The following is a 15,063-nucleotide window of genomic DNA, read 5'->3' as shown; positions in this document are numbered from 1 at the left end:
GGCGGTGCTCCACGGCACGATCCTGTCCGGCAAACGGCTCACGCTGCCGCAGGATCGGAGATCGGGTCTGGCTGGTGATTGCGGACGATGGCCCGGGCTTGCCGGCCAACGGTACTGCCCGACCGCCACTCGACGCAGGAAACGGCGGCCGTGGAAATGGCTTGCAGCGGGTCCGCAGGGCGATCCGCGACATGATGGGCAAAATATTCATTCGCGGCAGTGCCCGAGCAGGTTCGGGCACAGTGGTCGCCATCCTTTTGCCGGTGGCGCTTCCAGCCGCCAGCAAATCACGCGCCCAGCATTGGAGCGCGTCCACCAACGAGGAGAGTTGCGATGAAGACCGATGGACAGTTGCAGCATGACGTCATGGACGAGCTGGAGTGGGATCCCAGCGTCGATCATGCGGATATCGGCGTGGCGGTGAATGACGGGGTGGTGACCCTGTCCGGCTATGTTTCCAATTATCTGGAGAAGATGGCGGCGGAAAAGGCGGCTCGGCGCGTCAGCGGGGTCAAGGCGATCGCCGAGGAGATCCAGGTGCGCTTCAAGTCCGAACCCAAAACGGCGGACCACGAAATAGCCAAGCGCATCCTCGACATGTTTTCGTGGAATGTCTCCATCCCGCACGACAAGATCAATGTGAAGGTCGAGAAGGGCTGGGTCACGCTGTCGGGCGTTGTCGATGCCTATTATCAGAGCGATGAGGCGAGAAGGGCGACCGCAAGGATTTCAGGCGTGACCGGCGTCAGCAACCTTATCGAGGTGAAGAAGCTGCCCGTCAGCGCCGACATCCGGGACCGGATCGCCGCCGCCTTCAAGCGTCAGGCGGATCTGGACGCTGCTGGCGTCACGATCGCCACGGATGGAAACACCGTACGCCTGGGCGGCCGGGTGAAGGCCTGGCACGAACGCGGCGTAGCGGAGCGGGCGGCCTGGGCAGCGCCCGGCGTGACCAAGGTCGAGGACAATATCGTCGTATCGACATTCTGACCCCGAAGTCCCGGCAGGCGTCACGCTTGCCGGGGCTCCATTGCGGGTCGGTTACTGACGCCATTTCATTGGAGGAGCATATGCCCGTCATAGATCGCGTGCGCCGATCCGTAGACGTCATGTTTCAGGCAGCGATGACCATCGGGCTGATGATCGCCATCGCGGCGATGATCCTGGCCCGGATGCCGGGATGACGTCCGTTGGATAGCGAACATCTTATCATGAGGAAATCGACATGAAGAACGTGCTCTTGCTCGTCCATGATGATGTCGGCCAGGAAGCGCGGCTCCAGGCGGCGCTGGACCTGACCAGATGCTTGTCGGGCCATTTGACCTGCCTGGACGTCGTGCAGATCCCGGTGATGGCGGGCAGCGGATATTATCCGGACGCCGAACTGATGCTGCTTCAGGATGCGCGGAAGCGGGAAGAGGTCAATGCCGGACGGATCCGGGCGCGGCTTCAGGCGGAAGATGTGGCTTGGAACTGGGTTGACCAGACGGGCTATATCGCTCCGCTGATACAGGATAGCGCGGCATTGGCGGACATCATCGTCCTCAATACGTCGCTTGCCGATCGCATGATGCCCGACATGATCCCGATCGTGTCAGATGCGGTGCTGAAATCCGGGAAGCCGATATTGGCGGTTCCCGACGATAGCCGGGGCATCGATTTTGGCGGCCATGTCCTTGCCGCCTGGGACGGATCGAGGCCGGCCGCCGAAGCGCTGCGGGCGGCGGCGCCGCTGCTGGCAAGCGCGCAGGGCGTGACGATCATCGAGATGGGCGAAGTGAGCGGCGAGCTTGCCGAAGATGCGGCGGCCTATCTTTCCCGGCATGGCGTGCGGCCGCGTGTGGAGCGGCTGGACGAGCCGGAAGCGGGTGTCGCGGCGGGACTGCTGGCCGAGATGAACAGGCGGCGGCCGGCTTTCTGCATCATGGGAGCATATGGACATTCGCGGTTGCACGAGAGTTTGTTCGGGGGAATTACCCGGAAAATACTGGCGAAAGCGACGGTGCCGTTGTTTCTGGCTCACTGAATTGCATGAAGGAAAGCGTGAATTGAAACGGATTTTGGAGGAAGGCGGAAGGGTTTGCCCCCCCTCGAAAGGCTTAAATGATGGAATCGTTCGGATAGTATAATGACTAGCCGGAAGGACACTGATATAGCCGAACTATTGTTACTGTAATATCAGTGATTTATGCCTGATGAGGAAAGTCCCGTGTTACAGTGTGATCGATGATGATAAGATGGGCTGAGCCTTTGCCAGGCTAACGTTGAAGTGCCGTGCAGGGTGAGCCATGGCTTCATGGAAAACAGTGCGTCTGCAACGCTACGCCTTCGCGATTGTGGGCGTTGCTTTGGTAGCGGCGGTCCGGCTGCTGCTTGACCCATGGCTGACCGACCGGTCAGCCTATATGCCCTATATCGTCGCGATCGTCGGCATCGCGCTCTGGCTGGGCGAGGGGCCGGCGATCCTTGCGGCCCTGCTGGGCGTCGCCGCAGGGCTGATGATTACCCATCGGTCTATCTTTGAGAGCCGCGATCTGATCGAGATTGCGCTGTTCGTCGTGACGGCAGCCGGCATCATCCTGATGAGCCGCCTCGTCCGCCGGTCGAACCAGCGGTTGAAGGTGGCTGAACTGGCCGCCGAACATCGCGGCGCGGCGAGCGAACAATTGGCGGTCGAACTCAACCTGTTGATCGATGGCGCGCATGGGTTGGCGATCTACATGCTCGATCCGGCTGGCCGTGTGACGATCTGGAATAGGGGGGCCGAGCGGCTGAAGGGCTGGACCGAGCAGGAGGTGCTGGGCAAGCCGTCCTCGCTCTTCTATCCCCGCGAAGCCATCGCTGCGGGCAAGCCCGAAGCCGATATCGAGCGCGCCCGGAATGAAGGACGGTTCGAGGAAGAGGATTGGCGCGTCCGCAAGGATGGTTCGGAATTTCTGGCGTCGGTCAGTTGGACCGCCCTGCATGGCAAGGATGGCGGACTGCGCGGCTTTGCCAAGATCGTGTCCGACATCACCGAAAAAAGGTCGGCGGATGACCAGCTACGCGCCCATGAAAGCCAGTTGAACGCGATCCTGTCCACCGTGCCCGACGCGATGGTGGTGATCGACGAGGCGGGCACGATGCTGTCGTTCAGCGCGGCGGCGGAGGCGTTGTTCGGCTATGCCGAGGAAGAGGTGCTGGGGCGGAACGTGCGCATGTTGATGCCGTCTCCTGACCGCGAACGGCATGACAGCTACATCCAGCGCTATCTGGAAACGGGGGAAAAGCGCATCATCGGCAAAGGCAGGGTCGTTTCGGGCCAGCGGGCCGACGGGTCATCGTTTCCGATGGAACTATATATCGGCGAGGCGGTGCGGGGGAATGAGCGCATCTTCACGGGCTTCATCCGCGACCTGACCGAACGGCGCGCGGTCGAAGATCATATGGCGACGTTGCAGGCCGAGCTGATCCATGTGACGCGGGTGAGCGCGATGGGAACGATGGCGTCGACGCTGGCGCATGAACTCAACCAGCCGATCGCCGCCGTCGCCAATTATGTCGAGGCGGTGCGAGACCAGATGGCGCAGCCGCAAGAAAGCGAGTGGCCGATGATGCGCGAAGCATTGGTGGAGGCGGCGAGCGAGGCGCTGCGCGCAGGCCAGATCGTCCGCAGGCTGCGGGAGTTCGTGTCGCGCGGCGAGGTGGAAAAGACGATCGAAAGCCTGCCCGAACTGGTGCAGGAGGCGTCTGCGCTGGGACTGGCAGGCGCGCGCGAAATGGGGATCGCCGTGCATTTCGACATCGATCCGCTGGCGTCGCCCGTGCTGGTCGACAGGGTGCAGATCCAGCAGGTCCTGATCAACCTGGTCCGCAACGCGTGCGAGGCGATGGCGGAGAGCGCGATCAAGCAACTGACCATCGCCACACGCGCCGCCAAGGACGATCTGGTCGAAGTCATCGTGTCGGACACCGGCTGCGGCATGGCGCCGGGCGTGGCGCGACAGTTGTTCACCGCATTCGTCAGCACCAAGCCCAACGGCATGGGTCTTGGCCTTTCGATATGCCGCACCATCGTCGAGGTGAACGGCGGCAAGATCTGGATGGAAAGCCGCAAAGGGGAAGGCACCGATTTCCACTTCACCCTCATTCGAGCGCAAGCGGAGGAGGTATATGACCGTGAAGAAATTCGTTCACATCATCGATGACGAGGATGCTGTCCGGCGATCGGCGGGCTATATGCTCAAGACGTCGGGCTACACCGTGGAGACATGGGCGACGGGCGCCGCCTTCCTGAAGGAGGCGAGATCGGCAGAGGAAGGCTGCATCCTGCTGGACGTCCGCATGCCGGAAATGGATGGGCTGGAGGTGCAACGCATCCTGGCGGAACGGGGGATCGCGATGCCGGTCATCATCATGACCGGGCATGGCGACATATCGATAGCGGTGCAGGCGATGAAGGCCGGCGCGATCGATTTTCTGGAAAAGCCATTCGAGAAGGCGGTCCTGGTCGACGCGATCGAGCGCGCGTTCGACCGGGTGCGCTCAGCCCAGGGCGCGGCGGCCGATGCGGCGCGCGCGGACCTGATCATCAGGGCGCTGACCGTGCGGGAGCGGGAGGTGCTGGAGGGGCTGGCGCAGGGGCTTCCCAACAAGACGATCGCCTATGACCTTGGCATTTCATCCCGGACGGTAGAGGTGCATCGCGCAAACCTGATGGCGAAGTTGCATGTCCATAGCCTGTCCGACGCCCTGCGCATCGCCTTTGCCGCGGGCATGGGCCACAAGGAACTGACTGCGATCAATACGTAAAGACGTGCGCGCGCGCGCCGTGGCACCATTTTCGCATGATGCTCACATCAGCGGCGCAAGGCGCGCGAAAATTATTCGGCCCCGCGATTTCCATCGCGCTGTTGGACGACGACGCCGGGGCGAGGCGTTCGATGCAGTTGCTGTTGCAGGGGCGTGGTTTTCAGGTGCGTTCCTTCGCTGATCCCGAGGCGCTGGTCGCCGATGTGAAGGCGAACAACCCGGCCTGCCTGGTGACGGATTACCGGATGGCGGGATGCAATGGCGTGGAGGTGCTGGACAGGTTGCGCACGGCGGGATGGAGCGGGTCCGCGATACTGGTCACCGCTTATGGTTCGGCCGAATTGCTGCAAAGGGCGATGGCGCACGGCTTTGACGCCGTGATCGACAAGCCATGCAAGGATTCAGCGCTGATAAACGCCATCAGGGACGCGACGATGGGTCGAGCAGGGAACTGACAGGTGCCGTCATGATGAACGCGGGGAAAAAGCAGGCAGCCGCGCGGCCTTTCGCCGCCATGGACCTGTTGTCGCCCCGCGAACGCGAAGTGCTGGCCGCGGTGGCAAGCGGCCATACCAACCGGGAAACCGGCAAGCTGCTGGGCATCAGCCACAGGACGGTCGAGGTCCATCGCGCCCGGTTGATGCGGAAACTGGGCGTACAGTCGGTGGCCCAGCTCGTCGCCCTGTATGTTCTTCACGGCCAGTCGCACGCCGGTCAAGGCAGGCCGTCGCTTTGAGCCCGACCGTCTGCCCATCTTGCCGGGCGCAGTCGGTCCCGGCGCTGGGGCACCTCGTATAATCCCCAATGTCGCCGGGCATGGATTGTGGGATCATGGCGGTCGGGTCCGGAATAGCGACCCTTCGATCTTCAGCGATTTCGTGCGAGGAAGATGATGACCGAGGCAAGAACGGCCCGCCATTCGACCATGGAAGCGTCCGACGAACTGGTGCGGATGCTGCGCCGCCATGCCGAGCCGCTGCCTTCCCCCGACGAGGTGGAGGCGTTCGGAAGTTTCTTCGACCGGTTCGGGGATGCGCGCGTCGTCCTGCTGGGCGAGGCGAGCCATGGCACATCGGAATTCTACCGCGCGCGGGCGGCGATCACGCGGCGGCTGATCGAACGGCACGGCTTTACGCTGGTGGCGGTGGAGGCGGATTGGCCCGACGCGGCGCGCATCGACGATTATGTCCGGCATCAGGCTCCACGCCCCAGGAAAGGCGATGTGTTCGTCCGCTTTCCCACATGGATGTGGCGCAACCAGGAAGTGCTGGCCTTTGCCGACTGGCTGCGCGGGCATAATCAGGGGTTGGAGGAACGGCGGCAGGCGTCCTTCCATGGGCTGGACGTCTATAGCCTGAGCGAATCCATCCATGCCGTGCTGGCCTATCTGGACAAGGCCGATCCGCAGGAAGCGGAGCAGGCCCGCTGCCGATATGGTTGCCTGACGCCATGGCAGGACGAACCGGCCCAATATGGCCGCGCGGTCATGATGTCGGGTGGCAATGGGTGTGAGGATGGCGTCGTGGCGCAGCTTCGCGAGCTGCTCGACCAGCGGCTGGACCTGCTGAAACAGGATGGCGAGGCGTGGTTCGACGCCTATCAGAATGCGCGCATCGTGCGGGCGGCGGAACGCTATTACCGGGCGATGTATCGCAGCTCGACCGAGAGCTGGAATCTGCGCGACCGGCATATGTTCGAAACGCTCCAAAGCCTGATGGCGCATCGCGGCAATGGCACGAAGGCGGTCATCTGGGCGCATAACAGCCATATCGGCAACGCCGCCGCCACGGCGATGGGGTGGCAGGGGGAGTTCAACATCGGCCAGCTTTGCCGCCTTGCCTATGGCGATGATGCGGTGTCGATCGGGTTTGGCACCGACACGGGACTGGTCGCGGCGGCGAGCGATTGGGGCAGCGCGATGGAGATCAAGACCGTGCGCCCCGCGCGGCCCGACAGCTATGAGCATGCCTTCCGCCGGACGGGCGTGGCGCGCAGCCTGACCGATTGGCGCGGGCGGGACAAGGCGGCGTTGCGCGACGCGCTCAGCCAACTGCTGCTGGAGCGGGCCATAGGCGTCATCTACCGGCCCGAGACCGAGCGGCTCAGCCATTATTTCGAGGCCGTGATGGCGGAGCAGTTCGACGCGTGGGTGTGGTTCGATCAGACGACGGCGGTCGCGCCGCTGGGCGCCGAACGGCCGCATGGCGCGCCGGAAACCTGGCCTTTTGGATTATGATCATGACAGAGCTTATCGCGAACAGACATGATGTGGTCATTGGCGGGCATCGCCTGTCCGGATTTCTGGACGTGCCGGAAAATGCCGCCGGGCTGGTGATATTCGCCCATGGCAGCGGCAGCGGACGGCACTCCCCGCGCAACCGGCATGTGGCGGCGGGCCTTAATCGCGTGGGCATGGCGACCTTGCTGGTCGACCTGTTGACTCCGGAGGAGGAGCGGGACCGCCGCAACGTGTTCGACGTGCGCCTGCTCGCCGGGCGGTTGCGCGAAGCGGCGGCATGGGCGGAGGAGGTGCCGCAGCTTGGGGCCTTGCCGCTCGGCTATTTCGGCGCGAGCACGGGCGCGGCGGCGGCGATCATCGCAGCGTCCATGCCGGGCGATCGCGCCGCCGCCATCGTGTCGCGCGGCGGACGGCCCGACCTTGCGGGCGCGGCGGCATTGGGGGGCGTGAAGGCGCCCACGCTGCTGATCGTCGGTAGCCTGGACCAGGATGTGCTGGGACTCAACCATGATGCCAAGGCGTTGATGAAGGCGCCTGCGGAACTGGTGGTGGTTCCGGGCGCAAGCCACCTGTTCGAGGAGCCGGGGACGCTCGACCGGGTGATCAAGCTTGCGGCGCGCTGGTTCACCTCTCACCTGAAAGGAGCGGCGCGATGAAGCTGCAATCGATGCTGTTCCAGGATCGCCGCGATGCTGGCGTGCGTCTGGCGAAGGTGCTGTCCTATCTGGCCGAGGACAATCCCCTGGTGCTGGCGCTGCCGCGCGGCGGCGTGCCGGTCGCTTTCGAGGTGGCGAAGGCGCTGAAGGCGGACCTGGACCTGCTGTTCGTGCGCAAGCTGGGCGCGCCGGGATATGAGGAGCTGGGCATCGGCGCGGTGGTCGATGGGGCGAACCCGCAGCTTGTCCTCAACGAGGATGTGGTGCGGCAATTGGGGCCGACGCCCGAATATGTCCGGGCCGAAATGCGCAGGCAGCTGGCCGAGATCGACCGGCGGCGGCGTGCCTATCTGGGCGACCGGGAGCCGATTGCGGTGGCCGGGCGCACGGTGATCATCGTCGATGACGGGATCGCCACCGGCGGCACGGTGAAGGCCGCGCTCAAGGGACTGAGCAAGGCGCATCCCGCGCGGCTTATACTTGCGGTGCCGGTGGCTCCGGCCAATGTGGTCGCGGGTCTGCGGGAGGAGTGCGACGAGGTGATATGCCTCTATGAGCCCTATCCCTTCTATGCGGTGGGGGCGCATTATGTCGAGTTCGACCAGACGAGCGATGAGGAAGTGGTGAGCCTGCTCAGCGAGGCGCGGCAATTGCGGAGCGGGCAGTCGGCTTGATGAGCGGCTAAGGCAGTTCGTGCTGCATGATGCCGTTCAGGATGACCCAGAGCCACTCCACGCCGATCAGTTGCACGACGAGGACGGCAAGGATCAGCGCTACGGCAAGGGTGGCGAGGATGAGACGGTAGCGCATGGCGCGCCCGCATCACGGAGTGGTGCGGCTGGTGACGACCGCCGATCCGCTGGGCTGGATCTGGATCAGGTGATAGGCCTTGTCCTCGCACTGGGCGCGCCAGACGACGGAGGGCGCCGGGGCGCCGGGCATGGGGTTGCTGCTCACGATAGTCTGGCACGGCAGGCCCGCGTCGCGGATGGCGCGGAAGAAGACGGCGTCGCGGGCCTGCTTGGGCAGCGCGGCGACCTCCATGGCGTAGTTCATCGCCGATGCGTTGGCGTCGGGGGCGGGAGCCTCCGCCTTCTGGGCGGGCTTGCATGCGACCGCCAGCAGCGCCGTCGCCAGTACAGCCATTGTCCGCATCGCACCCTTGTCCTTTCCTGGAATATCGGCATGCCCCTTTTCCCATGTGCGCCGCGCGGGACCAATGGGGACATATACTTATACCGGCGGCGGGGAGGGGCAGATAGCCTCATCCCCATGAAGAGGATCATCACCCTGACGATGAACCCGGCGATCGACGTCGCCTATGAGACGGACCGGGTTTTCCACACGCGCAAGATGCGGACCCAGCAGGAACATTATGATCCGGGCGGCGGCGGCATCAATGTGGCGCGGGTGATCGCGCGGCTGGGCGGGACGGCGCGGGCCTATTATCTGTCGGGCGGAGCGACGGGCTGCGCGCTCGACGGGCTGCTGGACAAGCATGCGCTGGTTCGTTTCCGCATTCCCATCGAGGGCGATACGCGCATCAGCACGTCGCTTCATGAAAAGGAGACGGGCAAGGAATATCGCGTCGTTCCCCGGGGACCGGAGGTGAAGGCGGAGGAGTGGCAGGCCGCGCTCCATCATCTGGACGGGCCGCAGGCGGACTATCTGGTCGCCAGCGGTTCCCTGCCGCCGGGCTTGCCGGAGGATTTCTATTGCCGCGTCTGCGAGCTTGGACAGCGGCATGGGATGCGCATCGTCCTTGACAGTTCTGGCGATGCCCTGCGCGCGGCGGTGCGGGGCGGCGGGCTTTACCTCATCAAGCCGAGCATTGGGGAATTGCGCCAGCTTACCGGCAAGGCGCTGACCGAAGAAAGCGAGATCGCTGCGGCGGCGCGGGAGATCGTGGACAGCGGCAAGGCGGAGCATGTCGCCGTGACGATGGGCCACGACGGCGCGCTGCTGGCGAGCCGGTCGGGGACATGGCGGCTGCCCGCAATCCCGGTCGAGGCGAAAAGCGCGGTCGGCGCAGGCGACAGTTTCCTCGCGGCGATGGTGTTCGCCCTGGGATGCGAGCAAGACCCGGTCGAAGCCTTCCGCCTTGGCATCGCGGCGGGCACTGCGGCGGTGCTGACGCCGGGCACGGACCTTTGCCAACGCGCGGACATAGAGCGGCTGCTGAAGCTGGTGCCCAAGCCGGGCGATCCTCAATTCATGTAAAAGGAGCAGGCGCATGAAAGCCAGTGACATCATGACGCTGGGCGCGGCGACGACAACGCCGGACAGCTCGCTCGCAAGCGCGATCCGCTGCATGGGCGACCATCGCATCAGCGCGCTGCCGGTGGTCGATGGAGACGGCAAGCTGCGTGGCATAGTGACCCAAGGTGATTTTTTCCGGAGGGATGGGCAGGGGTTCCGGCTTGAGGAACTCGCCCGATCAGGCGTCGGTAGCGCTACGCGGGAGTTGGAGGGACGGCGCGTGGCCGAAATCATGACGTCCGCGCTTATCAGTGTCGAGGGCGATGCTCCGATCGAGGAAGCCATCGGTTTGATGGAGCGGCATGGAATGAAACGGTTGCCGGTCATGGCGCATGGCAGGCTGGTGGGGCTGATCAGCCGGGCGGATATCTTGCGGGCTTTGTTGGGGGAATAGAGGGTTTCGAAAAGCGCAGCCGAACGAAGCGTTGGTGCTTCGGTGATCTAGACCAGTCCGTCGTCCCTCAGCGCGTGCGCGATGAGGGGGGCGAGCGCAGCCTTGCTTGTTGGTCCGTCGATGCTGTCGCTGCTGGCGATGCGCGCGATCCCATGGGCGGCCATGAAGGCCAGGTCGTCGGGGCGAGCGAGGCAGTGAGTGGCTATGGCTTCGATGGAGGTTGCGCCTGCCTGGCGCAGCAATTTCGCCGCCTCTGCCAGCGTGCGTCCGCTGGAGATCATGTCATCCACGATGATGACGCGGCGGCCCTTTGCGCGCTCCACCTCCGGGATGGTCAGGCTCACCTGACGGTCGCCGAGACGTTGCTTCGTGGCGATCAGGGTTTCGAAGCCAAGCGGCTGGGCGATCGCTTCGGTCCATTGGCGGGATTCACTATCCGGCCCGATGATGATGGGATTGTCCTTCGCGTCGATCAGCGCCGTGAGCAGGGGGGCTGCGGACAGGCTGATGGCAGGGATGCCGGGGATGGCTTGCGATAGCGTGGCGACGCGGTGGAGGTGGGGATCGACCGTCAGAAGGGCATCGAAATGGCTGGAGAGCAGGCCGCCAATGACTTTCTGGCTGACTGCTTCGCCGGGGTGGAAGGCCTTATCCTGCCGCATATAGGCGAGATAGGGCGCAATGAGGATGACGCGCTGCGCGCCGCCGTCCCGCGCGGCGGAGGCGGCGAGCAGGAGCTCGATCAGCTTGTGATCGGGATCGTTGAGCGAGCGGTAGAGGATGACGGTGTGCGCTGACGTGGGGATGCGGACAAGGGCTTCATTGTCGGGGAAGTGGCGGACGGCGACCTGATGCACCGGCAGGTCGAGCGACGTGCCAAGCCTGCCCGCTGCCGCCATGCTGTCCGTAAAGGCAAGGATGATCGCGCTCACCGTGTCACCTCATAGCCGGAGTCCTCAGCCGCCAGATCCCGTGCGAAGCCGAGGCCGGTGCGCGACTGGGCGTGGATGCGATAGAGCGCCTGTCCCTTGCGCACCTGCGCGCCGACCTTGTGCAGCAGGTCGATCCCCGCGCCCTTGTCCATCGGCGCGCCCGCCAGGCGAGCGATGCGCGCGATGCGGTGGCAGTCGATGGCGCTCACCCGCCCTTCCTGCGTCGCGAACACTTCATGGACGTGGTCGCCAAGGGGGAACTTTGCTGGCTGCCGTCCTTGTGCATCGATCAGCCGCTCCATGGCGGCGAGCGCCTTGCCGGAAGCGAGCAGGTCCATCGCCCGCGCATAGCCCCGGCCGCCGCGCAGCGCGGGATCGAAGTCGAGGACGCGGCCCGCGAGGAACAGCGCATGTTCGCGCAAGTCCTGCGGCGCGTCGGCATCGTTGCGCAGCACCGCCATGACATCGCGCGCCTCCAGCACCGGGCCGATGCCACGGCCCACGGGCTGCGATCCGTCGGTAATGACGATGTCGACGACGAGACCGATCTTGTCTGCGACATGTTCGAACAGCTTGCGCAGGCGAACGGCGTCGTCCTGCGTCCGCACTTTCGCGGTGGGGCCGAGCGGTATGTCGAGCACGAGATGGGTGGACCCGGCGGCGAGCTTTTTCGACAGGATGGAGGCGACCATCTGGTCGAACGTGTCGATTCGCAGCGGGCGTTCGACGGAGATCAGCACATCGTCGGCCGGCGACAGGTTCACCTTGCCGCCCCAGGCGAGCACGGCCTTTTCCTTCGCGACGATGGCGCGCATCGCCTCTTCGCTGAGGTCGACGCTCGCCAGCACTTCCATCGTGTCGGCGGTGCCGGACGGGGAGGTGATCGCGCGCGACGACGTCTTGGGCATGATGAGGCCGTGCGCCGCGATGATCGGCACCACGATCATCGACGTGCGGTTGCCGGGTATGCCGCCGATGCAATGTTTGTCGACGACGAGCGGAGCCTTCCAGTCGAAGCGGTTGCCGATATCGGCCATGGCGCGGGTGACAGCGAGGGTTTCCTGCGTGCTCATGAACCCGGCGCAGGCGACCAGGAACGCGCCGATTTCCATCGGCGAATAGCGGTGGGCGGCAATGTCGCGAATGATCGCGGACACCTCATCATCCTGAAGCGTGTCGCCATCGATCTTGCGCCGGACAAATTCCAGGCTGGGGGGCGGCATCGCTTGTTCGATCGCGACGGATGCGCCTTCGGGCAGGGCGAGCCGCCGGAAGGCCTGCTCGCCCAGACCTATTTCACCCGGCTTCAGCATCGCGGGTTCATCCACCAGCGCGAGCGTGGCTAGGATTTCGGCGCTGCCGTCACTGATGCGGATCTTGCGCAGGGCCTGGAATTGCTCGGCGGAATAGCCGTTGCTCTCTCGCAGCAGGAAGGCGGTGTTTTCGGGATAGGTATCGATGGCGAGGCGCTTGATCGTCAGCATGGCGGGTCAACTGCCGTCGCCAAGCTGGGGCGGGAGAGGCGTGCCGTGCAGTTCCTCTGCGACGCGGGCGCAGATGCTGGCCGCTCGTTGGCGCACGCGGGCGAGATTGTCCTGGAAGAAGTTGGCGGGCGCGCCTTCCACGACATTGCCGATATGCACTGCCTCGGTCGATTGCATGGCGAAGGCGCGGAACAGATAGGTGCCGGCGAGATCGCGCAGCGCCTGCGTCTGGCCTTGCGCTTGCAGCCAGTCTTCCGATGCGCCGGAAGTGGTGATGGCGCACAGATGGCCGTTGTCCAGCAGGCCGCGGCCAGCCCCATGCCGGACCTGCCCCACGGTCGTTCCCGCGCCCAGCACCCGGTCGATATAGCCGACGAGGATGGCAGGCGGCATGCCGAACCAGACGGGAAAGACGAAGGTGACGACATTCGCGCCGCACAGCAGGGCGAGTTCGGCCTGCACGTCGGGGGACAGGCGAAAGTCGCTGCGTCCCGGGCGTTCGTGCGCCTTCAGCACCGGATCGAAATTCATGGCGTATAGATCGCGCAGGATTACCTGCTGGCCTGCGGCTTCGACCGCCTCGCAATAGGCGTGGGCGATGGCCGCGTTGAAGCTGCTGGGATCGGGGTGGGCGAGCACCACCGCGTGGCGAATGGGAGAAGAGCTGGGCATGGCCTTGTCCCTCATTTGGCGTGCTGGCGCTGCTTCGCCTCTTCATAGGCGTCGAGCACGCGCCGCATCTGCGCCAGCGCATCGCGGCGGGCGCGTTCGCTGCGGATGCGGCCGAGATGCTGTTTCAGATGGGTGATGAAGTCGGCATAATCATTCTGCCAGTCGGGGCCGCTCAGTTGCTCCATGTCGACCCGGCCGGTCTGGATGCGGCGGGCGGGCTTGCCGGGTTCCAGCGCATAGACTTCGCCGATCTGCGGGGCGATGATGCTGGCGGCGGCATCGTCCGCCTGCGTCAGGGTGCGGAGCGCCGCGACGGCTTCGGGTTCGCCATGGTCAAGGAACAGGCTACCGCGGATCGGCCTGCGCGCGCTGATCCAACTGTGCAGTTCGTCGCGGTCGGCATGGGCGGAATAGCTGTCGATCCGGCGGATGCGGGCGCGAACGTTGATGTCCTCGCCAGAGATGCGCACGCGTTGGGCTCCGTCGAGGATGACGCGGCCGAGCGATCCCTTTGCCTGGAAGCCGACGAACAGGATGGTGGAGTCGCGGCGGAACAGATTATGCTTCAGGTGATGGCGGATGCGGCCCGCTTCGCACATACCGGACGCTGCCATGATGATCGCGCCGGACATGGTATTGAGGCGGATTGATTCCGCCACGTCCTCGACATAATGGATGGACGGGTGGCGGAAGACGTCTTTGCCGCCGGTATCCTCCAGTTCCGACGCATGGGCGGCGAACACCTTTGTTGCGCGGCTGGCGAGGGGAGAGTCTACGAAGATCGGCACGTTGGGGATGCGGTTGGCGTCGGCCAGCTTGGCGAGGTCGAGCAGCAATTCCTGCGTGCGTTCGAGCGCGAAGCTGGGGATGATGAGGTTGCCGCCGCGTGACAGGGCGTCTTTGATCTCTGCCTCCAACTGGGTGCGGCGTTGTTCGATGGTGAATTTTTCCCGCGCGCGGTCGCCATAGGTGGCTTCGCAGACCACATGGTCGAGGCCGGCGGGGGCCTGCGGGTCGGCGTGGAAGGCTTTGTTGATCGGGCCCAGGTCGCCGGAGAGGAGGAGGCGTGTGTTCGCAGCTTCTATCTCGACCGAGGCTGCGCCCAATATATGGCCTGCGTTCCAGAAGCGGGCGCGGAAGCCGGGGGTGGGTTCGAACCAGTCGCAGAGCGGTGTCGGGCGGGTGAGGCGCCAGGCGTTGAGCGCGTCTTCTTCGGTATAGAGCGGCTTGAAGAGGCTTTCGCCCGCGCGGTCGCGGCGGCGGTTGCGGCGGTCGGCCTCGGCTTCCTGGATGCGGCCAGCGTCGGCGAGCATATATTCGAGTAGGTCCGAGGTGGCGGGCGTGCACCAGACCGGCTTGTCGAAACCCTGCGCGGCGAGCTTGGGGAGCAGGCCGCAATGGTCGATATGGGCGTGGGTGAGGACGACCGCCTCGATACTAGCGGGGTCGAAGCTGAATGTGCCGTGGTTCAGCGTTTCGAGCGTGCGCGATCCCTGGAAGAGGCCGCAGTCGACAAGGATGGCCCGATCGCCCAGCCGCAATTCCATGCAGGAGCCGGTGACGGTGCCTGCCGCGCCGTGGAAGGTAAGGGTTAAGGCAGGGCTCACGCCGTTTCTCCCGCTGGGTGTTTCCGGCG

18 protein-coding genes are annotated in these 15,063 nt (G+C 64.8%); 12 read left to right on the top strand and 6 right to left on the bottom strand.

Translation table 11 applies throughout. The annotated features are described in order from the left end of the window. Window positions 1-53: 53 nt before the first annotated feature. The 10 genes from BV95_RS24945 to BV95_RS13890 all read left to right on the top strand — a co-directional run bounded on the left by BV95_RS24945 (window position 54) and on the right by BV95_RS13890 (window position 8,360). A complete protein-coding gene (locus BV95_RS24945) occupies window positions 54-362 on the top strand; it encodes an ATP-binding protein (RefSeq protein WP_409372102.1) in 309 nt (102 codons plus the stop codon). Further along, window positions 334-990 (top strand): BON domain-containing protein, encoded by a 657-nt coding sequence (locus tag BV95_RS13930; RefSeq protein ID WP_037452950.1) that lies wholly within the window; start codon window positions 334-336, stop codon window positions 988-990. Before BV95_RS24945 ends, BV95_RS13930 begins: the two co-directional genes overlap by 29 nt. 235 nt (window positions 991-1,225) lie before the next feature. Next, on the top strand, window positions 1,226-2,026 hold the full coding sequence (locus tag BV95_RS13925; protein WP_037452948.1) for a universal stress protein: 801 nt from the start codon (window positions 1,226-1,228) through the stop codon (window positions 2,024-2,026). Window positions 2,027-2,288: 262 nt separating this feature from the next. Then, entirely contained in the window at window positions 2,289-4,187 is a 1,899-nt protein-coding gene (locus BV95_RS13920) for a PAS domain S-box protein (RefSeq protein ID WP_037452946.1), read from the top strand. Further along, complete coding sequence (locus BV95_RS13915) at window positions 4,153-4,791, top strand: response regulator transcription factor (RefSeq protein WP_037452944.1); 639 nt, start codon at window positions 4,153-4,155, stop codon at window positions 4,789-4,791. The genes BV95_RS13920 and BV95_RS13915 overlap by 35 nt, the downstream gene beginning before the upstream one ends. Window positions 4,792-4,826: 35 nt before the next feature. Continuing rightward, entirely contained in the window at window positions 4,827-5,246 is a 420-nt protein-coding gene (locus BV95_RS13910; RefSeq protein WP_037452942.1) for a response regulator transcription factor, read from the top strand. A 14-nt stretch (window positions 5,247-5,260) separates the two neighbouring features. Next, window positions 5,261-5,527 carry a response regulator transcription factor gene (locus BV95_RS13905; RefSeq protein WP_234703196.1) on the top strand — a complete coding sequence of 89 codons (267 nt, stop codon included), beginning with the start codon at window positions 5,261-5,263 and terminating at the stop codon, window positions 5,525-5,527. A 156-nt stretch (window positions 5,528-5,683) separates the two neighbouring features. Beyond that, window positions 5,684-7,027, top strand: a complete 1,344-nt coding sequence (locus tag BV95_RS13900; RefSeq protein ID WP_051749785.1) for an erythromycin esterase family protein — start codon at window positions 5,684-5,686, stop codon at window positions 7,025-7,027. 2 nt (window positions 7,028-7,029) lie between these two features. Further along, window positions 7,030-7,686, top strand: coding sequence for a dienelactone hydrolase family protein (locus BV95_RS13895; protein WP_037453010.1), 657 nt, complete (start codon window positions 7,030-7,032; stop codon window positions 7,684-7,686). Then, a complete protein-coding gene (locus tag BV95_RS13890) occupies window positions 7,683-8,360 on the top strand; it encodes a phosphoribosyltransferase (protein ID WP_037452936.1) in 678 nt (225 codons plus the stop codon). Before BV95_RS13895 ends, BV95_RS13890 begins: the two co-directional genes overlap by 4 nt. Window positions 8,361-8,367: 7 nt before the next feature. On the opposite strand, the gene BV95_RS24760 is transcribed toward BV95_RS13890, so the two are convergent. Continuing rightward, entirely contained in the window at window positions 8,368-8,496 is a 129-nt protein-coding gene (locus BV95_RS24760; protein ID WP_255265444.1) for a hypothetical protein, read from the bottom strand. Window positions 8,497-8,508: 12 nt separating this feature from the next. Beyond that, window positions 8,509-8,841, bottom strand: coding sequence for a hypothetical protein (locus tag BV95_RS13885; RefSeq protein ID WP_156028659.1), 333 nt, complete (start codon window positions 8,839-8,841; stop codon window positions 8,509-8,511). Window positions 8,842-8,958: 117 nt separating this feature from the next. On the opposite strand from BV95_RS13885, the gene BV95_RS13880 reads away from it, so the two are divergent. Continuing rightward, complete coding sequence (locus BV95_RS13880; RefSeq protein ID WP_037452933.1) at window positions 8,959-9,906, top strand: 1-phosphofructokinase family hexose kinase; 948 nt, start codon at window positions 8,959-8,961, stop codon at window positions 9,904-9,906. A 13-nt stretch (window positions 9,907-9,919) separates the two neighbouring features. Continuing rightward, a complete protein-coding gene (locus BV95_RS13875) occupies window positions 9,920-10,339 on the top strand; it encodes a CBS domain-containing protein (protein ID WP_037453007.1) in 420 nt (139 codons plus the stop codon). A 47-nt stretch (window positions 10,340-10,386) separates the two neighbouring features. On the opposite strand, the gene BV95_RS13870 is transcribed toward BV95_RS13875, so the two are convergent. The 4 genes from BV95_RS13870 to BV95_RS13855 are packed head-to-tail and all read right to left on the bottom strand — an operon-like array spanning window position 10,387 to window position 15,034. After that, a complete protein-coding gene (locus BV95_RS13870) occupies window positions 10,387-11,271 on the bottom strand; it encodes a ribose-phosphate diphosphokinase (RefSeq protein WP_037452931.1) in 885 nt (294 codons plus the stop codon). Beyond that, a complete protein-coding gene (locus BV95_RS13865; protein ID WP_037452929.1) occupies window positions 11,268-12,755 on the bottom strand; it encodes a thymidine phosphorylase family protein in 1,488 nt (495 codons plus the stop codon). The genes BV95_RS13870 and BV95_RS13865 overlap by 4 nt, the downstream gene beginning before the upstream one ends. 6 nt (window positions 12,756-12,761) lie before the next feature. Continuing rightward, on the bottom strand, window positions 12,762-13,427 hold the full coding sequence (locus BV95_RS13860) for an NAD(P)H-dependent oxidoreductase (protein WP_162179752.1): 666 nt from the start codon (window positions 13,425-13,427) through the stop codon (window positions 12,762-12,764). 11 nt (window positions 13,428-13,438) lie between these two features. After that, on the bottom strand, window positions 13,439-15,034 hold the full coding sequence (locus tag BV95_RS13855) for an MBL fold metallo-hydrolase (RefSeq protein WP_037452926.1): 1,596 nt from the start codon (window positions 15,032-15,034) through the stop codon (window positions 13,439-13,441). Window positions 15,035-15,063: the final 29 nt, after the last annotated feature.

The organism is Sphingobium chlorophenolicum (assembly GCF_000722875.1).
GTDB lineage: Bacteria > Pseudomonadota > Alphaproteobacteria > Sphingomonadales > Sphingomonadaceae > Sphingobium > Sphingobium chlorophenolicum.
This window is presented reverse-complemented; position numbering and strand designations above follow the sequence as displayed.